22 protein-coding genes are annotated in these 20,366 nt (G+C 67.3%); 8 read left to right on the plus strand and 14 right to left on the minus strand.

All coding sequences use genetic code 11. The features are described 5' to 3' along the window. Positions 1-35: 35 nt before the first annotated feature. The 6 genes from AC1PLS_RS06880 (at position 36) to AC1PLS_RS06905 (ending at position 4,208) form a co-directional block, all read left to right on the plus strand. A complete protein-coding gene (locus AC1PLS_RS06880) occupies positions 36-335 on the plus strand; it encodes a hypothetical protein (protein ID WP_179464150.1) in 300 nt (99 codons plus the stop codon). Between the two features lie 225 nt (positions 336-560). Further along, a complete protein-coding gene (locus AC1PLS_RS06885) occupies positions 561-1,016 on the plus strand; it encodes a PA2169 family four-helix-bundle protein (protein WP_024937995.1) in 456 nt (151 codons plus the stop codon). A 256-nt stretch (positions 1,017-1,272) separates the two neighbouring features. Then, on the plus strand, positions 1,273-1,875 hold the full coding sequence (locus AC1PLS_RS06890; RefSeq protein ID WP_104552946.1) for a 2'-5' RNA ligase family protein: 603 nt from the start codon (positions 1,273-1,275) through the stop codon (positions 1,873-1,875). Between the two features lie 36 nt (positions 1,876-1,911). Further along, on the plus strand, positions 1,912-2,520 hold the full coding sequence (locus tag AC1PLS_RS06895; RefSeq protein WP_024937993.1) for an HD domain-containing protein: 609 nt from the start codon (positions 1,912-1,914) through the stop codon (positions 2,518-2,520). 62 nt (positions 2,521-2,582) lie between these two features. Then, complete coding sequence (locus AC1PLS_RS06900; protein ID WP_024937992.1) at positions 2,583-2,765, plus strand: oxidoreductase-like domain-containing protein; 183 nt, start codon at positions 2,583-2,585, stop codon at positions 2,763-2,765. Positions 2,766-2,834: 69 nt separating this feature from the next. After that, the gene (locus AC1PLS_RS06905; RefSeq protein WP_065032044.1) at positions 2,835-4,208 is read left to right on the plus strand and encodes a virulence factor; all 1,374 of its coding nucleotides are present in this window, start codon (positions 2,835-2,837) and stop codon (positions 4,206-4,208) included. 1,018 nt (positions 4,209-5,226) lie between these two features. Here the strand turns inward: AC1PLS_RS06905 and mprF are convergent. Then, positions 5,227-7,791, minus strand: coding sequence for a bifunctional lysylphosphatidylglycerol flippase/synthetase MprF (gene mprF / locus AC1PLS_RS06910; protein ID WP_065031816.1), 2,565 nt, complete (start codon positions 7,789-7,791; stop codon positions 5,227-5,229). Between the two features lie 261 nt (positions 7,792-8,052). Between mprF and AC1PLS_RS06915 the strand changes: the two genes are divergently transcribed. Further along, entirely contained in the window at positions 8,053-8,760 is a 708-nt protein-coding gene (locus AC1PLS_RS06915; protein ID WP_481104298.1) for a DUF998 domain-containing protein, read from the plus strand. Positions 8,761-8,771: 11 nt separating this feature from the next. Continuing rightward, positions 8,772-9,119 carry a RidA family protein gene (locus tag AC1PLS_RS06920; protein ID WP_016903508.1) on the plus strand — a complete coding sequence of 116 codons (348 nt, stop codon included), beginning with the start codon at positions 8,772-8,774 and terminating at the stop codon, positions 9,117-9,119. 228 nt (positions 9,120-9,347) lie between these two features. On the opposite strand, the gene AC1PLS_RS06925 is transcribed toward AC1PLS_RS06920, so the two are convergent. The 13 genes from AC1PLS_RS06925 to AC1PLS_RS06985 form a co-directional block, all read right to left on the minus strand. Continuing rightward, positions 9,348-10,418 (minus strand): SAM-dependent methyltransferase, encoded by a 1,071-nt coding sequence (locus AC1PLS_RS06925; RefSeq protein ID WP_039511565.1) that lies wholly within the window; start codon positions 10,416-10,418, stop codon positions 9,348-9,350. 17 nt (positions 10,419-10,435) lie between these two features. Then, on the minus strand, positions 10,436-11,218 hold the full coding sequence (locus AC1PLS_RS06930) for a DUF1295 domain-containing protein (RefSeq protein ID WP_024940522.1): 783 nt from the start codon (positions 11,216-11,218) through the stop codon (positions 10,436-10,438). Next, the gene (locus AC1PLS_RS06935; RefSeq protein WP_184433989.1) at positions 11,215-11,760 is read right to left on the minus strand and encodes a DUF2878 domain-containing protein; all 546 of its coding nucleotides are present in this window, start codon (positions 11,758-11,760) and stop codon (positions 11,215-11,217) included. The genes AC1PLS_RS06930 and AC1PLS_RS06935 overlap by 4 nt, the downstream gene beginning before the upstream one ends. After that, a complete protein-coding gene (locus AC1PLS_RS06940; RefSeq protein ID WP_184433991.1) occupies positions 11,757-13,052 on the minus strand; it encodes an SAM-dependent methyltransferase in 1,296 nt (431 codons plus the stop codon). The genes AC1PLS_RS06935 and AC1PLS_RS06940 overlap by 4 nt, the downstream gene beginning before the upstream one ends. Then, a complete protein-coding gene (locus AC1PLS_RS06945; RefSeq protein ID WP_184434403.1) occupies positions 13,049-13,954 on the minus strand; it encodes a DUF1365 domain-containing protein in 906 nt (301 codons plus the stop codon). The genes AC1PLS_RS06940 and AC1PLS_RS06945 overlap by 4 nt, the downstream gene beginning before the upstream one ends. Further along, positions 13,954-15,204 carry an NAD(P)/FAD-dependent oxidoreductase gene (locus AC1PLS_RS06950; RefSeq protein ID WP_184433993.1) on the minus strand — a complete coding sequence of 417 codons (1,251 nt, stop codon included), beginning with the start codon at positions 15,202-15,204 and terminating at the stop codon, positions 13,954-13,956. Before AC1PLS_RS06950 ends, AC1PLS_RS06945 begins: the two co-directional genes overlap by 1 nt. After that, positions 15,201-16,199, minus strand: a complete 999-nt coding sequence (locus tag AC1PLS_RS06955) for an acyl-CoA desaturase (RefSeq protein ID WP_024940527.1) — start codon at positions 16,197-16,199, stop codon at positions 15,201-15,203. Before AC1PLS_RS06955 ends, AC1PLS_RS06950 begins: the two co-directional genes overlap by 4 nt. Positions 16,200-16,425: 226 nt before the next feature. Then, the gene (locus AC1PLS_RS06960; protein ID WP_184433995.1) at positions 16,426-17,268 is read right to left on the minus strand and encodes an anti-sigma factor; all 843 of its coding nucleotides are present in this window, start codon (positions 17,266-17,268) and stop codon (positions 16,426-16,428) included. Next, complete coding sequence (locus AC1PLS_RS06965) at positions 17,265-17,828, minus strand: sigma-70 family RNA polymerase sigma factor (protein ID WP_024940529.1); 564 nt, start codon at positions 17,826-17,828, stop codon at positions 17,265-17,267. The genes AC1PLS_RS06960 and AC1PLS_RS06965 overlap by 4 nt, the downstream gene beginning before the upstream one ends. A gap of 58 nt (positions 17,829-17,886) precedes the next feature. After that, positions 17,887-18,255, minus strand: coding sequence for a DUF4345 family protein (locus AC1PLS_RS06970; RefSeq protein ID WP_024940530.1), 369 nt, complete (start codon positions 18,253-18,255; stop codon positions 17,887-17,889). 85 nt (positions 18,256-18,340) lie between these two features. Continuing rightward, complete coding sequence (locus tag AC1PLS_RS06975) at positions 18,341-19,129, minus strand: hypothetical protein (RefSeq protein WP_184379932.1); 789 nt, start codon at positions 19,127-19,129, stop codon at positions 18,341-18,343. A 195-nt stretch (positions 19,130-19,324) separates the two neighbouring features. Then, positions 19,325-19,756: an Rnf electron transport complex subunit RnfB gene (rnfB, locus tag AC1PLS_RS06980; RefSeq protein WP_049818222.1), complete on the minus strand. Its 432-nt coding sequence runs from the start codon at positions 19,754-19,756 to the stop codon at positions 19,325-19,327. 1 nt (position 19,757) lies between these two features. Further along, the gene (locus tag AC1PLS_RS06985; protein ID WP_184379935.1) at positions 19,758-20,348 is read right to left on the minus strand and encodes an HAD family hydrolase; all 591 of its coding nucleotides are present in this window, start codon (positions 20,346-20,348) and stop codon (positions 19,758-19,760) included. Positions 20,349-20,366: the final 18 nt, after the last annotated feature.

Below are 20,366 nucleotides of genomic sequence, written 5' to 3' on the forward strand. Positions count from 1 at the left end.
CCGGCCTGCACTGCCTGCTGCAGTTGGAGTGATGAGTGGCAGAGCTGGCAGATGGCGTGCTGGCCGCGACGTTGGTCACTGCAGGACGCAAGGCCATATCCACGGCCAACTCACGAGCGCACGTCGAGACTGCATGCTCCACTGCAAGCGGACCGTACAGCGCCATGACCGAACACACGCCACCGCCCTGGAAGCGCGGCAAGCCCAAGGGTAAATCCGCCTCCACGCCGCTGACCGCAAGCCAAAAAGCCGCTGCCAAGCAGCGCGCCGAGGAGGCCGGTCGCCCCTATCCCAACTTGGTCGACAATATGTGGGCGAGCCGGCAGCCAAGGTAGGTTTGACCTGCTCTTGGCATCGATGAATCGCCATTCATTGCCTGCATGATCGCGTGAGGACAATCACCACATCACTCACATGTCGATTATGTGTGTCCCGCCAAGCTAAGGCCGTACACAACGCCAAGGCATGCAATCAGCACATCGATTGCCTCATCCCCGAAAGCCAGCGCAGACGCATCCACCAACCGCGCAGCGCTGGCCTATCGCAACCAGGAGCGACACATGAGCATTCAGAGCAAGACCGAGCATAGCCTCAACGACCTCATCGCCATTTCCCGCGACGGCAAGGACTTCTACGAAGAAGCGGCTGCCAAGGTGGGCGATGCGGAACTTGCAACGCTGTTCCGCCGCATCGCCGGCGTGAAGTCCGACATCGTCAGCAATCTGAGCAGTGTGGTTGCATCGGTCGGTGGCAAGCCGGAAACCAGCGGCACCATGGTCGGCAGCATGCAGCAGTTCTACGGCAAGGTGCGCGCTACGCTGGGCGATACCAAGTACGGCTACGTCGCCGAGCTGGAAGAGTCCGAAGATCGCCTGTTGAAGGCGTTCGACGAAACCATCGCCGACCAGGATACCCCGGCCGCCGCACGCGACGCCGCACTGCGTCTGTTGCCGGAAGTGCGCGCATGTCACGACGTGATGCGTAACCGCAAGCATGCGATGAAGAACGCCGCGTAAGCTGCGTGCGTGACCCAGGCGCATCCAGGTGATGCAGCTTGCGGAGTGAACCGATAAAGGCGGAAACGGGCAGCGCAAGCTGCCCGTTTCTTTTTGTGTCGCGAGTGGTCAATGCTGCGCGGTTGTTGTTCCACGCATTGCACGCGTTCCACGTTTTTGCATTGGCATTGAATGCGTGTCACGCATGCATCTGGTCTGCTAGTATCCGCCGCCCTTCTTCCCGGCAGGTCCGCGTACGCGGTCGTGGAATCAGCCCATGCAACAGCAGTTCCTGTACCTGTCCTCGGCCGAGGCGCAGTTGTCGCTCGGCCTCGGTGAGGAGAAGACCACCGAGCGCCTGTTCTTTGCGGTGATGGCCGATGCGGCCACCGGTCAACGCGCTGCGGCGATCGCCGATGGGCTGCTGCACAATGGTCATGTCGATGGCAAGCCGCTGGCGCGCGAGCGCTTGCATGTGACCCTGCATCATCTGGGCGATTACGCTGGCGGCTTGCCGCCTTCGCTGGTGAGCCGCGCCAGTCAGGCAGCCGAGCGCGTGGTGTTGGACGCGTTCGAGGTGGAGTTCGATCGGGTCGGCACCTTCGGCGGCCGGCGCTCGCAGCTGCCATGCGTGTTGCGTGGCGAAGACAAGGTGCGCGGGCTGTACGAGCTGCAGGGCGCGCTGGGCCGGCAGCTGGCGCATGCGGGCATTGCCGGCGACGCGCAGTACACGCCGCATATGACGCTGCTGTATTGCAACCAGTCATTGCCGCAACGGCGCTGCGATGCGCTGGCGTGGACGGTGCGCGAGTTCGCGCTGGTGCGCAGCTTCCTGGGCCAGTCGCGTTACCAGATCGAAGGGCAGTGGGCGCTGCGCTGATGTGCAGGCAGATGCGTACAGCGGTAGCCTGCGTGCATGGATGCCACCACCACACCACTGCCACTGCAGCCCGAGCACCTGGCCGCGCTCGAACAGGCCTATGCCACGCCACCGCGCGCCTATCACCACTTCGGCCATGTGCGTGCGCTGCTGCAGCACTACGCCGAGGTCGCCGCCGGGCCGGGTTGGCAGCAGCCGGTCGAGGTCTGGCTGGCGGTACTGTTTCACGATGCGGTGTATCAGCCCGGGCGCAGCGACAACGAGGCGGAATCCGCCAACTGGGCGGTGGACTGCATCCCGCGCTGGTGGCCGCAGGCATCGGTGGATCTGCAGCGCGTGCAGCGCCTGATTCTGCTCACCGCACGCCACGGACAACTGCAGCCAGCGGATGTGGACGCCGAGGCGGCGTTGTTCCTGGACTGCGACATGGCGATCCTGGCCGCACCGGCAGCGGTGTTCGATGCGTATGACGAGGGCATTGCCGCCGAGTACCGCGGGCATGTCCCCAGCCTGCTGTTCCGGCTCAACCGCAGGCGCTTTCTGGCCGGCCTGCTCGAGCGTCCGCGCATCTTCCTGAGCGACTACTTCCATGCGCGCTGCGACGCCGCGGCGCGGGCCAATCTGCGCCGGCGACTGGGGCGCTGACCTGGCACGCTGCGCGCCGTGGTTCATCCAGGCGCAGCCACGGCGCACGCTACAATGCGCGCATGCACGACCGCGCAGCTTCCGATCACGATCCACGCCCGCAGCCACCCGAGCCGCCTGCGCCCAACGAGTGCTGCGAAAGCGGTTGCCCGTTGTGCGTGCACGATCTGTACGCGGACGACCTGGCGCGCTACCGGCAGGCCTTGGCCGCCTGGGAAGATCGCCAGCGAGCACATGCGCGATAAGCGAAGCGCCGCGCTTCGCGTGGCCGCCTGGAGCGATTATCTTTGAACCACTTTTCCTGATGGTGCGACATGCGACGACTTGAGATGTGGAGCGCGCTCTGCGGCGCGGCGGTGTTGACGCTATCGGGCATGGCGGCTGCGCAGACCACGCAGCCAGTGAGCCACGGCCGCTTCGAGCAGGTGCCGGTGCTGATGCCCAAGGGCGAGCCGCAGCGCGTGGTGATCTGGCTGACCGGCACCGGCAACAACGTCAAGCGCCAGACCCAGGCGGAAAGCCTGCGCGCCGATGGCGCGATGGTGGCGATGGTCGATACCGCGCATCTTTACGCGGTGCTGCGCAAGGCCGGCGGTACCTGCGCGTTCTCGGTCGGCGATGTGGAAAATTTCTCGCGCTACGTGCAGGCCTTCTACCACATCCCCACCTACCGCCTGCCGCTGCTGGTCGGCGACGGCGAGGGGGCTGCGCTGGCCTATGCGATCGCGGCGCAAGCCAAGCCGCATGTGCTGGCCGGCGTGCTGACCGACGGGCTCTGCCCGGCGACGGTGTCCGATCAGGCGATCTGCCAGCCGGGCGTGCGCCCGGGCAGCAACACCCTGCTTCCGGTGCCGCTGCAGATTCCCTGGGTGCTTGCCGGCAGCCAGGACAAGCGTTGCCCGGCCGCGGCCGAAGACGGCTTCCTCAAGCAGGTGCCGCAGGCGCGCACGTTCACGCGTTCGGCGCGGGGCGACATTCTGCCGGGCCTGCGCGCAGCGGCACGTTCGCTGGGCGAGCAGAAGGGCGTGGCGCTGCCGCCACCGCCGGGCGGGCTGGAAGACCTGCCGGTAGTGGAGCTGCCGGCCAAGCCCGATGGCGACAGCGACGACGACACCTTCGTGATCTTCGTCTCCGGCGACGGTGGCTGGGCAGGTCTGGACGAAGAGGTGGCCGATGCCCTGGCCGCGCAGGGCATCCCGGTGGTCGGACTGGATTCGCTGCGTTACTTCTGGACCGAGCGCACACCGCAGGGCTTTGCCACCGATCTGGATCGCATCGCGCGTTTCTATGCGCAGCGCTGGCAACGTCAGCGGGTGGTGCTGATCGGCTTCTCGCAGGGCGCGGACGTGTTGCCGGCCGCGATCAACAAGCTGCCGGCGCAGACCAAGCAGAACCTGCGCATGACCGCGCTGTTGTCGGTGGGCAAGCTGGCCGATTACGAATTCCACGTCAGCAACTGGCTGGGCTCGGACGACGAAGGCCTGCCGATCGCGCCGGAAGTGCAGCGGCTGCCCGCCGGCACCACCGTGTGCATCTACGGCCAGGACGATCAGGACGCGCTCTGCCCAAGCCTGCCGGCACAGGCCGCCAAGCGGGTCGCGCTGCCGGGTGATCACCACTTCAAGGGCGATTACGCGACCCTGGCCAAGGTGATCATGGAGCAGCTGCACGCGCTGTCGAAGCCGTAAGCGAGCGCGGCATGTCTGACCTGGTTCGGCCCAACTCCAGGCCGAACCAGGTCAACAACCTGGTTGTCACCGTTCGGTTCGGTCCCCTGCAGTCCGGCAGGCCCTCTGCTTTTCTTTCAGCAACCGACAACAACCGGTGGTGCTTGCGCGGGTGCCGGCGTGGGACCTTGAGCGGCATGGATGCCGCGCCAGAGCCTACATGGACGTACTTGCGGCGTGTCCCATGCCGGTACGCGTGCAAGCGCCCGCAGTAGACCGAAGCATTCGCGTGGAACCCCCAGATGCCGTGCGCAAGATCGATCGGTGTACGGAGTCGGTCGGCGGCGCGGCGCCGCATCCGGTGTCGGGATACGCCGTGAATCCATCCATGCAGGCTCGGTGGCGACATCCATGTCGCCACACGGTCCCGCCCCCGGACGCGGCACCACGCTCCCAGCGTTGCCACTGCTGATCGGCAAGCAGTGCTTCAAGCACGTGCTGATGCCTGCGGACTTCGTGGCCGATGTAATCGGTAAGCCATTTACCTGCTGTCATGTCGCCAAAAAGTGGTGACGTTCCGAAGGATCTGCAGCGCCAACAGGCCCTTCGCATTTCTTTCCGCAACCGACAACAACCGGTGGTGCTTGCGCGCGTGCCGGTGTGGGACCTTGAGCGGCATGGATGCCGCGACAGAGCCTACATGGACGTACTTGCGGCGTGTCCCACACCGGTACGCGTGCAAGCGCCCGCAGCAGACCGAAGCATTCGCGCGTAAAAGATAGATGTTCTGCACAGATTGATCGGTGTGCGGAGCTGGTCGGCGGCGCGGCGCCGCATCCAGTGTCGGGACACGCCGTGAATCCATCCCTGGAGGCTCGGTGGCGACATCCATGTCGCCACACGGTCCCGCCCCCGGACGCGGCACCGCGCTCCCAGCATTGCCACTGCTGATCGGCAAGCAATGCATTCAAGCACGCGTGCGAGCGCACTCAGCAGCCTGAAGCACTCGCGCGCGTAAAACCGCAGGTATCGAGCGGCCTTACTCCTGCCGGCCCGGATCCGCCGAGATCAATCGGGTGACATCCAGCAGCGCCGCCGGCAGATGCATGCCACCGGGCGCGACCAGATAGCGCGGGCGCCAGGTCGGGGCGAACTTCGACTTGAAGCGGCGCAGGCCGCTGAAGCCATAGAAGCGCTCGCCATGACGTGCGACCAGGCTGGCGAAGCGATTCCAGCGGCCGGCCAGGCGATGCTCGGCCAGGCCCGACAACGGCGCCATGCCAAGCGAGAAGCGCGTATAGCCGTTGGCTTGCCCCCACAAGAACAGCTCGATGAACAGGAAATCCATCGTGCCCTTGGGTGCCTGCGCGCTGTGCCGCATCAGGTCCACCGACAACTCGCCGCCGGCCGGCGCCCACCACACATTGGCGAAGGCCACGATTTCGCCTTCCGCCTCGGCCACGGCCACCGGGAAGCGGCGCAGATAGTCCGCATCGAAGCTGCCCAGCGAGAAGCCTTTTTCTTCGCCGGACTTTTCTTCCAGCCATTGCTCGGACACTTCGGACAGGCGCGGCAGTACCGCGTCCACCTGTTCGGGTTGCAGCATGCGGAAGGTCAGGCCGCCGCGCTTGCCGCGGTTCCAGGCCTGGCGCAGATCGGCGCGGTCGCGGCCTTCCAGGGTGAAGCCTTCCAGCGGCACGATCGCCTCTTCGCCGAGTTTGACCAGGGTCAGGCCCATGTCGAGGTAGGTCTGCCAGTATTTTTCGCCGACCTGGTAGAACACCGGGCGCAGGCCCATATGGTCGGCCTCCTCGCGGAAGCGCCAGATCAGGGCGCGCGCGACCTCCGGCGGGCCGACCGGGTCGCCCATCGAGATCAGCGAGCCACCGTAACGCTGCATCATCACAAACCCGCGGCCCTGCTCGTCGAGCAGGAAGGCCTTGTCGCCGGTCAGCGCCAGGCAGGCTTGGGTGTCGGTGCTGATGGCCAGGATCGGCGCCAGCGTCTGCAGGGTCTGCGCATCGGCGGACGGCATCGGGCGGCGGCCGCCACGCAGCAGGCGCGCCATGCCGAACACGATCACGCCCACGCACAGGATCAGCGCCGCGCGCAGCGCGCGTGGCGCGTTGGCCGAGGTGGCGAATTCCCACCACAGGTCGTTGCTGTATTCGACGTGGCTGTAGACGAAGAACAGCAGCCAGAACGTGGCCACCAGCACCAGGCCGAGGTTGCTCAGCCAGCGCCACGACCAGGCTTCGTCCAGCAGCGCGCCCTGGCGGTAGAACTCGCGGCGTGCCGCCCACAGCGCCACTGCGGCCAGTGCCGCCGACAACGACACCGAGATATGGCTGCCGCGCAACAGCGACAGCGGCGGCAGCAGGATGCACACGCCCAGCGCCAGCACCCAGGCCGCATGGCTGCGGCGTTGCAGGCCCTGGCCGATCAGCAGCAGCACCATGCCGCCCAGGCTGACCAGCAGGTGCGAGGTTTCGATCAGCGGCAGCGGCGCCACTTCCTGGCGCGCGCGCGGAGTGGGCAAGGTGCCGTCGATGACCAGCGCGGCACCCACTGCAAACACCGCCAACGCCAGGATCTGCGGCAACCACGGGCGCAAGGCCTTCCATACCGTGCGTGCGGTGCTGGCGCTGGCACGCACCGGTGCGCCCAGGCCGGAGGCTGCCGCCATCGCCACCGAGATCAGCAGCGGCACGATGTAGTAGGTGACCCGGTAGGCCAGCGCGGCGGCCAGCACCGCGGCCGGGGTGACATGCGGCAGCAGCTTGAGCAGGCTCCACTCGAACACGCCCAGGCCGGCCGGCACCGTGGAGATCAGCCCGGCGACCACCGCCACCAGCCAGATGCCGATAAACCCGAAGTAGCCGGTACCCGGGTCCGGCGGCAGCAGCACGTAGAACGCGGCGGCGGCCAGGCCCAGCTCGACCACGCTCAGCGCGGTCACGCCCAGGACCGTGGTGCGGTCGGGCAGCCAGAAGCGATGACTGCGGATCCCGAATTCGCGGCCCTGTCTGCCGACCAGCCCCAGCATCGCGACGTAGCCGACCAGCAAGGCGATACCGGCGATGCGGATGCCTTCTGCGGTGATCGGCAAGGCACGCGCAGCCGCTTCCGGTTCCAGCAGCAGCGCCAGGCCAAGCAACACCCAGGCGCCGAAGACGAAGCCCAGCGTGCTCATCAGCACCACCTGGCCGATCTCGGCCAGGGTCAGCCCGACGCTGCCATAGCCGCGCAGGCGGACCGCGCCGCCGGTCAGGGCGGCAAAGCCCAGCGTCTGCCCCACCGCATGCGCCATGAAGGCGGTGATGCCCACGCGCGCCGGATGCAGCCGCTTGCCGGTGCGCTTGAGCCCGACCCAGTCAAAGCCCACCAGGCAGGCGTAGCTGCTCAAGCCCAGCAACAGGGTGAGCGCGATCTGGCCGGCACCCAGGGCGCGGAAGGCCTGGCGGATCTGCCGATAGCCATGGTCGGTGAATTGCCCCGACAGCGCGTGCAGCGCCATTGCCAGGATTGCCAGGCTGATGATCACCGGCAAGGCGCGGCGCCACCCGCTGGCCGGCGCTTGGGAAGACACGGAGGTATCCGTCATGAGGGAAACGGGATCTGCTGAAGGGGAAGAAGGGCACATGCACGGTGCGTGCCGCGCGGGCGGTTGCTCTGCATGGGACGGTCGGTGTCAAGGTACATGCAGGGTGATCGCACGGATGCCGAATGAGGTGAACGCAGGGTTCGGTCGCGCCGACAGGTGTCGGCTCAGGACGGCCGCGCGCATCATAGGGCATCGCCGCGCCCGCGTGCCGCACGAGACCGACATGGACACGATGACCGTTGCAACACAGACAGGCTGCTGATGGAAGATCAACACAACAGCGGCACTGTGATGCCACCCGGGTCGGCCTGCCCGCCACGCTGGGCCGGACAGGCCGGCGCAGTCGCCGCCTGCATGGGCCTGGCCTTCATCGCCTTGATCCTGCTGCTGCAATGGCTGCGCGGCGATCTGGACTGGATCGACGCACAGCTGAGCGCGTATCTGCACGGTGCCTACGGCCTGCTGCTGCGCACGGCCTATTGCGTGCTGGCTGCGGCGATGGCGTGGATGGCGCTGGGCCTGCATGCGGCACTTGCACCGCCCGCGCGCAGCCGCGCCGTGGTGGGGCTGTTCTGGGCGGCGGCGGTGGGCCTGTGCATGGTGTCGATCGGCGATAGCTGGATGCCGGAGCTCGCGCCCGACGCGGCCGTGCCGGTGCACCTGCTCTCGGCCGACATGACGTTTCTGTGCGTGATCGCGGCGGTATTGCTGCAGTCCTGGTACTTCCGCCGCGACCGGATGTGGCAACGCCACTTCGCCACCGCGTTCGGCCTGGGGCTGTGCGCATTTGCGGTGTTGCTGTTCCACGTCACGGTCACCGGCGCGCCGTTGGGCATCAGCCAGAAGAGCGCCATCGTGTTGATCGTGGCCTGGATGGTGCGGGTCGGGGCGTGGTTGGCGCAGCACGTGCGCGCCGGGGCTGCACGTTTGCCGCATTCGCGGGACAATGCCCGGGTCAATCAACCGTAGGAAGTCTGAAAATGCTGCAGCGATTCGATGCGGGTCCGCGGATGTCGGAAATGACCGTCCATGGCGGCGTGTGCTACCTGGCCGGCCAGATTGCCGAAGACACCAGCCAAGACATCACCGGGCAGACCCGCCAGGTGCTGGGTGAAATCGACAAGTTGCTCGCGCAGGCGGCCAGCGATAAGACCAAGATTCTGCGCGCGGAAATCTTCCTGGCCGACATCGCCGATTTCGACGGCATGAACAAGGCCTGGGACGAATGGGTGCCGCACGGCTTCACCCCGGCGCGGGCCACGGTCGAAGCCAGACTGGCGCGGCCGGAATGGAAGGTGGAAATCGTGATCACCGCTGCGGCGAGCTGATCGCAGCACGGCGCGCGGCTCGATCGCGCGCCGACGTCGCGTCATCTGCGCGCATGCGCTCGGACATGCAGCGCAGCGTTGGTGGACGACAGTGGCGAAGAACCGCTCACACGTTTGCTTGGCAGGATCGCCAGCGCGCTTGTCGGCGCACTCGATGAGTGGAACGCCGACATGTCGCGCTTCACTCACGCGGGCCGCCTCGTCGTTTCGATGCGCGCGCGTGCGTAATCAGCGTTTGACGAAGCGGTAATGCGCCACGCCCCATTCGCGGCCCTGGTCGTAACCGAACAGCTCGGCGCAGGCCAGCCAGAACATTCGCCAGCGCTGCCACCAGCGCTGCGCATCGTCGCCATAGGTCTGCCGCAGTAGCGGCATGATCTGCTCGCGGTGGCGGTCCTGGTTTTCCAGCCAGGCGTTGGCGGTTTTTTCGTAATGCTCGCCCGACAGCACCCAGCGCTGTTCGATGACCACGTCCTGCTGGAAATGCAGCAGGGTATCGGCCGCCGGCATCAGCCCGCCGGTGAAGAAATGCCGTCCCATCCAGTTGTCTTCGCCGGCCACTTCGAACGGGTAGGCCAGGTCGCGGTGACAGAAGATGTGCACGAACAGCTTGCCGCCTGGCGCCAGCCAGCTGCCCACACGCGCCAGCAGCTCGCGGTAGTTGCGCATGTGCTCGAACATCTCCACCGACACCACGCGGTCGAAGTTGCCCGGCGGCAGCGCCAGCGCGTTGACGTCGGCGGTGATGACCTGCACGTTGCTCAATCCGCGCACCCGGCACTGCTCCAGGATGTGCGCGCGCTGCGGACGCGAGTTGGACACCGCGGTGATGGTGGCGCCGGGATAGCGCTCGGCCATCCACAAGGTCAGCGAGCCCCAACCGCAGCCCAGTTCCAGAATGCGTTGGCCATCGGCCAGTTCGGCGCGCTCGCCGTACAGCGCCAGCATGCGTTCTTCGGCCGCATCCAGATCCGGCGTGGTGGCGTCCCAGTAGCAGCTGCTGTACTTGAGCCGGCGGCCCAGGCACAGGGTGAAGAACTGCGGCGGCAATTCGTAGTGCTGGCGATTGGCGGCATCGGTTTCGATCGCGATGGCGCTGGCACGCAGGCTGTCGATAAAGGCGCGTTGGCGTTCGCCGCTGGCGTCGGCACCGCCGGTACGCTCATCGCGCAGACGTTGCGCACACAGCCGGCGGATGCCGTAACGCAGTGCGGCGTCGGGGAGCACGCCGGATTCGGCCAGCCGGGTGGCGAAGGATTCTTCGGGCAGCGAGGAGGGCGGGATGGTGACAGTGGACATACGACTCTCCAGGCGACTCAGGACGAAGGGGGAAGTGGGAAAAACGCGCTGGTGCTGCGCTGGTATTGCGCGTAGTCCTCACCACGCGAGCGCAGCGCCTGCTGCTCGGTGTAGGGAATGCCGGTAAAGCGATACAGGAATACGAACATCACCACCGGCCCCAGCGCAGCCAGGGCAAGCGGCCACGGCCCGGCACCGACGGCCAGCGCCAGATAGGCGAACCAGTGCACGAACTCGAAGAAGTAATTGGGATGGCGCGAATACCGCCACAAGCCGCTGCGGCAGGTGACGCCACGATTGGCCGGGTTGGCCTTGTGCGCAGACAGTTGCCGGTCGGCCAGGGCTTCGCCACCGACCGCGATCAACCACACCGCAATCGCCAGCGTGCTCCACACGCTCCAGGCCGGAGTCGGGTTGCTGGCAGCGGCCAGAAACGGCACACAAAACAGCACCACGACCACCGCCTGCGCCAGGAAGAAGCCCAGGAATTTGCGTTGGTCGCCGTTCCAGTGCTCGCGCAGGGCGCGATAACGGCCATCTTCGTGCGGGTCGCCGAACACGCGCACGCCCAGATGCAACGCCAGGCGCGCGCCCCAGACACCGCCGAGCACGCCGACCAGCACGCGCGGCAGCAGCGCGCCATCGGACATCCACGCGCAATACGGCGCCGCCACCGCCAGGCACGCGGCCCACAGCACGTCGACCGGGCCGGCATTGCCGCTGCGGCGTTGCCACAGCCAGCCGATCACCATCACCACGCTCGCAAACACGCCCACATGCAGCAGCGGCCAGGCATTCATTGCAGTTCTCCCCTCAGGTGTTCAGGCGATGGTCGCGCGAGGCGGCGTGCATACAGCGACAACAGACCGCAGGCCACGCCCCAGCCGATGCCGACCGCGACCGCCGCATGCAGCTGCGGCGGCTGGAAGTGCACCGCCTGCCAGCTGCGTTGCGCCAACCAGTACGAAAACGGCCCGAAGATCGCGCCCAGCAGCACCGCCAGCCAAGGCCGCTGCATCACCGACGCCAGCGAATGATTGAGCGTGAGCGCAAAGCCCAGCCACAACGCCAGGATCCAGGCCGGCGCCAGCGAGGTGCCCGGCCACGGCGCGGCATAACGCACCCAGCCTGCGGCGGCCAGCGTGGTATCCAGCAGCAAGCCCAGCGACAGCGCGGCGACCAGCAATTGCAGATCGCCCGGCGCACGCCGCGACGGCCACAGCTGATACAGCGCGAACAGCGCCAGCACCAGCAGGGTGGGCCAGATGCGCGCGTGCGCAGCGGCGCTGACGGCCACCAGCCACAGCACCTGCAGGCCCAGATAGTTGCCGAGCTGCTTCATGCGTCAACGGGAAGGCCGGGCACGAACTGCGGCGGGCGTGCGCCCGGCTTGCTCAGCCATAGATGCACATCGCCGATCGAGCGTTCCAGGAAACCGGCTTCGCAATAGGCCAGATAGAACTCCCACATGCGGATGAAACGCTCGTCATAGCCGAGCGCGCGCACCTGCGGCAGCTGCGCCATGAAGCGCTGCCGCCAGGCGCGCAGCGTCAACGCATAGCTCGGCCCGATGTCTTCCAGGTTGAACAGGCGCAGGTCGCTGGCGCGTGCGATCGCACCGGTCATCGCCGCCACCGACGGAATGAAGCTGCCGGGGAAGATGTGCCGCTTGATGAAGTCCACCGAGCGCAACGCCTGCGCATAGCGATGGTCTTCGATGGTGATGGCCTGGATCAGCGCCTCGCCACCGTCGGCCAGCAGGCTGCCCACCTTGGCGAAATAGGTGTCCAGATACTGATGGCCGATCGCCTCGATCATCTCGATCGACACCACCCGGTCGTAGCGGCCGTCCAGATCGCGGTAGTCGCGCAGCAACACGCTGACCCGGTCGCTCAGGCCGGCTGCGGCGATGCGCTGGGTCGCCAGTTCGAACTGCTCGCGCGAGATGGTGGTGGTGGTGACGCGGCAGCCATGCTCGCGTGCGGCGTGCAGCGCAAAGCCGCCCCAGCCGGTGCCGATTTCCACCACATGGTGTTGCGGGCCGAGCCGCAGCTTCTGGCAGATGCGTTCGAGCTTGCGTGTGGCTGCGCGCTCCAGTGCGGCCTCGCCCTGGGCTTCTTCGCCCTCGACGAAGATCGCCGAGGAATACATCAGATTCTCGTCCAGGAACAGGCGGAACAACGGGTTGCCCAGATCGTAATGCGCGGCGATGTTGCGCCGGCTTCCGCTGCGGGTATTGCGTGCGAACGCATGCAGGCTGCGCATTGCCCAGCCGCCCAGCCGCGCGGTGCCGGTCTCCATCGCATCCAGGCGCTCGCGATTGCGCAGCAGCAGGCGCATCAATGCGACCAGATCGTCGCATTGCCATTGCCCGTCCATGTACGACTCGCCGGCACCGACGCTGCCATTGAGCGCGGCCTGGCGATAGAAGCCGGGGTCGATGACGCGCAACTGCATCTGCAGCGCATCCGCACCACTGGCGTTGCCGAGGGTGGTGACGCCATCGGCTTCGTGCAGCTGCAACTGTCCATCGCGCAGCTCGCCGAGCGTGGCCAGCAGGCGCTTGCGCAACAGGCGGTCCGTCCAGGAGGCCGCGCGCGGCGCAGCGGTGTCGGGCAGGGACGTGGCGTTCATCGGGGTTCTCGCACAGGCGGATGAGGGTGATCGTGGACGGGGTTGCCGCGCAGCCACAGGCGCAGGGCCTGCCAGTGGATGGCTAGCACCACCTGCACGGTCATCAAGGGGTAGGCCAGCAGCGTGCGCGCCAGGGTGCGTGCGTTGAGCGGCTGGCGTTGCAGGACCAGGGTGGCATCGAAGCGGCGCGTGCCGCGCTCGCTGCCTGCGCCACCGGCGTCAGGATCAGCGGCCGGCGTATCGCCGCCGGGTGCATCCAGCACCTGCATATGCACGCGCAATTGCGCATCCGGCACGCTGAAACGCCAGTCGTACTGATGCTGCATGCCCATGAACGGCGAGACGTGAAAGCGCTTGTCGAAGCGCCAGGCATGCACGTCGCGATGCGTGCGCGCCTGCGCGACCGGCAGCACGTAGGTGTGGCGCTGCTGCCAGGGCGTATTGGTGATTTCTGCAACGATCCAGCGCAGGCCACCGTGGCGATCGAAGCAGTAGTAGAAGCTGACCGGATTGAACACATGGCCGAAGTAGCGCAGATGCGTGAGCAGGCGGATCGCGCCATCGGGGCGCTCGCCGGTCTGGGTCTGCACGCAATCGCGCACGGCCTGGTCCAGCGGAACCTGTGGGTCGCCGAGATAATCGCTGCGCCGGAACTGCGCCAGGTTGGCGCGCCCCACCGACCACAGCCAACGGCGGGCAAACACCGCATCGAGCTCGGACAGATCCAGGTACATCAGGAACAGCCGGTAGCGGAACGCCAGCGCTCTGGGCGCAAACCGACGGTGCCGCACCCAGCCGGTGTAGATCGCGCTGCGCAGTGTGCCCGCCACGCTGCCGGCACCGCTGTCCTCGCCCGGAGGCAGCGGCACCGCATCGGGGCTGGCTTCGCGCAGCAGCTGCATCACCAGTCCACTCCCAGGCCACGGGCCACGTCCACGCCGCTGCGCAGGCCGTCCTCATGGAAGCCGAAGCCCCATGCCGCGCCGGCAAACCAGGTGTGCTGCAGGCCCTGGATCTCGGCCTTACGCGTCTGCGCGGCGAGCGCGGCGGCGTTCTGTACCGGGTGGCGGTAGCGCATGCGCCGCAGCACCTTGTCCGGAGCGATGTCGTGGTCGCGATTGAGACTGACGATGAACGGCTGCGGCGCTTTGATCGACTGCAGGGCGTTCATCCAGTAACTGACCGTGCACGGCGCCTGCGGGTCGGCCGGCACATGCGCATTCCACGCTGCCCAGGCGCGGCGGTCGCGCGGCAGCACGCTGGCGTCGGTGTGCAGGACGGTGTCGTTGTCCTGGTAGGTGATGCCGCCCAGGATCTGCTGCTCGGCCGCTGTGGCATCGCTGAGCAAGGCCAGGGCATCGTCGGCATGGCAGGCCAGCACAACGTTGTCGAAGTGCTCCTCGCCACGCAGGGAGCTGAGCACCACGCCGTTGGGCGCGCGCCGGATCGCATGCACCGGCGTGGACAGGCGCTCGAGCACCTGCCAGCGCCGACGCAGCGCACGCACGTAGCTGTTGGAGCCGCCGCGCACCACCTGCCATTGCGGACGCCCGCTGAGCTGCAGCATGTGGTGATTGGCCATGAAGCCGATCAGCTGGCCCATCGGGAATTCGAGGATGCGTTGCGAGGGCGATGACCACAACGCCGAGGCCATCGGCACCAGATGCTGGTCGCGAAACGCGTCCGAGTACCCATGCCGCTGCAGATACGCGCCCAGCGTGCTTAAGCGCTCCTCGCTGTGCAGCACCGCCGGTGCCTGCCGGTAGAAGCGGCGCAGGTCGGCCAGCATGCCCCAGAAGCGCGGGCTGAGCAGGTTGCTGCGCTGGCAAAACAGCCCGCCCAGGCTGCCGGCGTTGTATTCGAGCCCGCTGCGCGCATCGTGCACCGAGAAGCTCATCGTGGTCGGCTGCGCGGCCACGTCGAGCTCGGCGAACATGCGCGTGAGCAGCGGATAGTGCTGCGGGTTGAACACGATGAAGCCGCTGTCCACCGCATAGCGCTGGCCGTCCAGCTGGATGTCGTGTGTATGCGTGTGCCCGCCCAGATAATCGGCGGCCTCGAACAAGCTGACCTCGTAGCGGCGCGACAACAGCCACGCTGCGCCCAGGCCGGCGATTCCGCTGCCGACCACGGCAATCCTGCCCTCGCTCATCGGCTCACCCGCTCGGCACGTTGGGTGAGCGATTTCGGCATCGGCTTGAGGTCCCACACCAGGCCCACCCACGACATCGCGGTGAGCCCGTACCAGGTGACGTCGTACTCCCACCAGCGCAGGCCCTGGCGCGCCGAGCCGGGAAAGAAGTGGTGGTTGTTGTGCCAGCCTTCGCCGAAGGTGAGCAGCGCCAGCAGCCAGTTGTTGCGGCTGTCGTCGCGGGTGTCGAAGCGCCGGCTGCCGAAGCGGTGCGCCAGCGAATTGATGGTGAAGGTGGCATGGAACAAGGCCACGGTGGAGATCACAAAGCCCCACACCAGCAGCTGCGCACCGTTGGTCTTCAACGCGGGCGCGGCAACCGCCAGCCAGTCGCCGAGCAGGTACAGCCCGATCGCCAGCAGCACCGGCATCACGATGTCGAAGCGGTCCAAAAAGCGCAGCTCGGCAAAGCGACGCAGGTCGGGGATGACCTCCCAATCGGTGCGGAAGTTGCGCGGGGTCAGGAACCAGCCGGTGTGGCTCCACCAGAAGCCGTGCTGCGCCGGCGAATGCGGATCGCGGCCGGTGTCGGTATGGCGGTGATGGTTGCGATGATGCGCGGCCCACCACAGCGGCCCGCGCTGCACGCAGGTGGCGCCGATGGCCGCGAACAGGAACTGCAGCACGCGCGAGGTCTTGAACGCGCGGTGCGAGAAATAACGGTGATAGAACCCGGTCAGCGCGAACATGCGTAGCGCGTACAAGGCCACCGCCATGCCGACCGCGAACCAGGACGCACCGACCCAGAACACCGCCAGGCAGGCCAGGTGCAGCGCGATGAAGGGCAGGGCGCGCAGCCAGTCGATGCGGTCTGCGCGTGCTTCGTCCAGCGGCTCGTCGGTTTGCGAATCCACCCAACGACGCAGGCTGCCGGTGCGTGCTGCGAGCCACCCGCGACGGCGGGTGTCGGCAGGCTGCGGCGGCGCGGCATGTGGGTCAAAGCCAGTACTCGGCACGCGTGGTTCTCCGTGTGTAGTCGTGACCCTTTACGGACGCCGCCGGCAAACAGATGCACCAGCCGGTTTGATCGTCGCATGCGTGCGCACAGTTGGCGTGCCGGTGCGAACGAATCGCGCAATTGCGCACACATTCAACGGCGCACGCCAGGGTCGAGGCGGATGAGGCTGTTGCCTGGAGGCCGCCGCCTGCGACGTGGTCGCAGGCGGCGTCAGGCGCGCCGGATCAGGGCGCCATTGCCAGTGTGCTGATGCCGCCCTTGGCCACCACGGTCCCGGTGGCAATGCCGCCCGGTGCGCCGCCTGGCGGCTCCAGCGTGACCGCCAGGATGGCCTCGTTGCTGAGCATGGGCATCAGCTGATCGGGAATCTGCGCGCGGCGTGCCCGCTGGTCGTCGAAGGTACCCATCGAATGGGCCTTGCCGTCCGGCGTGATCAGCCACAGCTCGGGCACCTTGTCGGCGGTGGCGGTGCGATCCAGCGGCGTCACCGTGATGGTGTGCTTGTCGGCATCCATCAAGGCGACATAGCCCGGACGGCCGTCTTCGGTGGCCAGCGTGGAGGTCATCGCGATGCCGGTCGCCGGCGCGGTGGTGGTTGCAGGCGGCGTCACCGGTGTCTGTACCACCGGGCCGGTGCCCGGCGGCGGCTGCACCGCTGCCGGCGGCGTGCGCAGGTTCAGCAGCGCCAGCACGCAGACCGCGGCAGTGGCCAGGCCAGCGGCGCTTGCCCAGCGCCAGAACCGCACGCTGTTCCACACCGCTGGCTTTGGCGTGCCTGACGGCGGCGCTGCCGATGGCGCGGAGGCCACCGCATGCAACGGCGTATCGAAGCCCAGCGTCTGGCGGATGCGTGCCCAGACCTGGCCGGGCGGCGTCACTGCGGCGATCTCGTCCAGCAACGGCGCCAGATGTTCCTGCCACTGCGTCACCGCCTGGGCGAACTGGCCGTCGGTGGCGACGCGTTGTTCGGCAGCCAGGCGCTGGTCGGCACTGAGCAGGCCCAGCACGTATTCGCCGGCCAGCACGTCGCGCGGCGGTTCCTGGTCAATGGGAAAGGGCGTGCTCATCGTTCCAGACATGCCTTGAGTTTGGCCAGGCCGCGGCGGATCCAGCTCTTGACCGTGCCGATCGGTGTGTCGGTGCGCGCGGCGAGCTCTTCATAGGTAATGCCATCGAAGAACGCGGTGCGGATCAATTCGCTGCGCGGGGGCTCCAGCTCGGCCAGGCAATGGTCGATGCGGCGACGCGTGCTGGCGCGCTCGGTGCGCTCCAGCGGCGAGGCATCGCCGGCGCGCAGTTCGCCGGCATCGTCCAGCGCCACGTTGCGGCGTTGCGGTGCATTGGCGCGCAGATGATCGATGGCCTTGTTGCGCGCGATCATCGCCAGCCAGGTGAGCCCGCGTGCACGGGCGGGATCGAACTGCCCGGCCTTGTGCCAGATCAGCGTGAACACGTCCTGCAGCACCTCTTCGGCTTCGGCACGTTGCGGGATCATGCGCAGGCAGACCCCGAACAGTTTCGGCGAGGTCTGCCGGTACAGCGCTTCGAAGGCATGCCGGTCGCCGCCCGCGGTTGCGGTCAGCAGTCGTCCGGTTTCATCGTCGTCGTGGCCAGGGATGGCACTCATGCGGTCGGGCGTTGTCTGAGGTGGGGGCGATGCTACCGGACTGTGCTGACGCTGTCCTTCACTTGCGCTGAAACCACAGCAGCACTGCCGCGAGCAGCAGCAGGATCTCGACGCCTGCCAATGCCACCGTGGGTGCGGAGACCGGCCACAGGCGCGCCAGCGAGACGCTGCGGAACAGCACGATCGGCACGTAGAACGCGAGTGCGACCAGCAGGCCGGTGCGCGGTTGATCGATCCAGGCGAAGTAGCCGAACAGGAACGCCATGCCCAGCTGCAGGCCGCCATAGATGACCAGGTATTCCGATTGCCCGGCCGGCGAGAGCTGGGTGTAACCCACGGCATTGGCGGTCTTGGCCGGCGAGAGCGTGCACCAGATTGCCAGGACGACGTAGAGCACTGCGTTGATCCAGAGGTAGGCCTTGGCCATGGCGATGGTCCTGTATGAGGAAGAAGTGACCGGGCCGTTGTACGCAACCGCGTGTGGTCGAACGTGAAGATGGCAGGTGTCTGGTTCACGGGGCGCTGCAGCTCTTGGCCAGCGGCTGCTCGCGCGCCTGGCGCAGTTCATCGGCGCCGACGGCACGCGCAGCGGTGTCCGGAAAAACGATGCGTACGTGCGGATAGCGGCCACGCGCGTCGCGCAGGTTGCCCACGCCACGGAACTGCAGCAGGCGCTTGTCGGCGATGGAATAACGCACTTCGAGCGAGGGCACCGCCGCGCCGTACCAGGCATCCAGGCTCAAGCGAAACCGCCGCTCGCCGCCGGTATCGCCGATACGCTCGACACGAAACGCCAACTGGCGTTGCAGGCTGGGCAGCACGAAGTCCACGCGTTGCGGCGCGCTGGCGAGCGCCTCCCAGTTGTTGCGCAGGTAGGCATCGAAGCCGGCATCGATCACGCGTGGGCCGTCGTCGGCCGGCAGTGGCGTGCGCTGCTCGGCCTTGCCGGGCTCCTGCTGGAACATCTCGCGCACGCCGTTGCGTTGCCGCACGCCCTGGCGATAGCCGTCGCGGCCGTCGATCAGGCTGAAGTCGGGCGAGCTGCCGCCGCCATCGACCTGCTTGCGCGCGAACGGGCGCCCATCCGGGCAGCGATACAGCACCACGCGTCCGCCATCGTCGAGCAGCCAGTGCGACTCGCGATAGCGCAACGCGCCGCTGTCGCCATCGAAGGCATCGCCATCTACGCGGGTGACCGCAGCCGCACTCAGCGGCAGGCCGCCCAGCACCAGCAGCAGCAACGGCGGAATCGGCCGGCAGACGGTGGCGAGCGCGGCAACGGCGGCGGCGAATGGGCGCATCGGCGGATTCCTCGATGGGAGTGCCTACCAATACGAGCGCATCCGCAACACGGATGCGCCGGACGCGTCAGGACGTTCCTGACAAACAGGGCGTCGTTGGCGGCCGGTGCCGTTGGTCAGGGATCGCGTCGCGGTGAGATGCGCGCAACGCTGGCAGGCGTTGCGTTTGACGCGGCATGCCGCCTCGCCAGCCGCTCAGCTGCCTGGGTGCAGCGCGATGCAGTCCACCGGGCAGGCCGGCAGGCACAGCTCGCAACCGGTGCACAGCGCGGCGATCACCGTATGCATGTGCTTGGCGCCGCCGACGATGGCGTCCACCGGGCAGGCCTGGATGCATTTGGTGCAGCCGATGCAGTCGGCCTCCACGATCCAGGCCACCTGCGGCGGCGTGTGGCTGCCACGGCTGCGGTCGTACGGGCGTGCAGGACGCTGCAGCACGTGCGCCAACGCGCGTGCCCCGGCGTCGCCGCCGGGCGGGCAGTGATCGACATCGGCCTGGCCGTTGGCCATGGCGTGCGCATACGGGCGACAGCCGTCGTAGCCGCACTGGCCGCACTGGGTCTGCGGCAGCAGGCGGTCGAGGCGTTCGACCAGATCGGGCGATGAGGCGGGCGTTGCGATGTGCATGTCAGTGCAGCAGGTTGCCGCGATACCAGCGCTGCTGCGCCAGCGCCAGCATCGGCTTGTCCTCGCGGCTGTCGCCGTAGGCATGCACGCATGCGTAGTGCGACAGTTCGTAGCGCAGGCGGATCTGCGCAGCCTTGTGCGGGCCGCAATCGCCGTCTGCATAGCGCCCGCTCAGCACGCCGGCGTGGTGTTCCAGCTTGTTGCAGATCAACGACAGGCCATGCTGGGCGCACCACGGCTGCAGATACAGGTCCAGCGATGCCGACACCAGCACGACTTCATGCCCCTGTGCTTGATGCCAGTCGATGCGTCGCATCATCTCGGCGCGCACCATCCCGGGCAATGCGTTGCGTGCATGGTCAGCCCCATGGGCGGCCATCTCGTCCAGCGAGCGACCACTGAAGACCAGGCGCGTGACGCGCGCACGCAAGGCGTGTGCGGAGACCAGCCCGACCCGATAGCCGAACACCCAGGGACCGGCCTGCCACTTCGCCGTCGCCAGCTGCGCAGGCGTTGCCACCTTGCGCAGGAAGCGCGCATAGCTGTCGCAGGTGGTGATGGTGTGGTCGAAGTCGAACAGGGCCAGGTGCATGGGGGCTGGGATTGGGGA

It is taken from the genome of Xanthomonas sp. NCPPB 3218 (genome assembly GCF_056725185.1).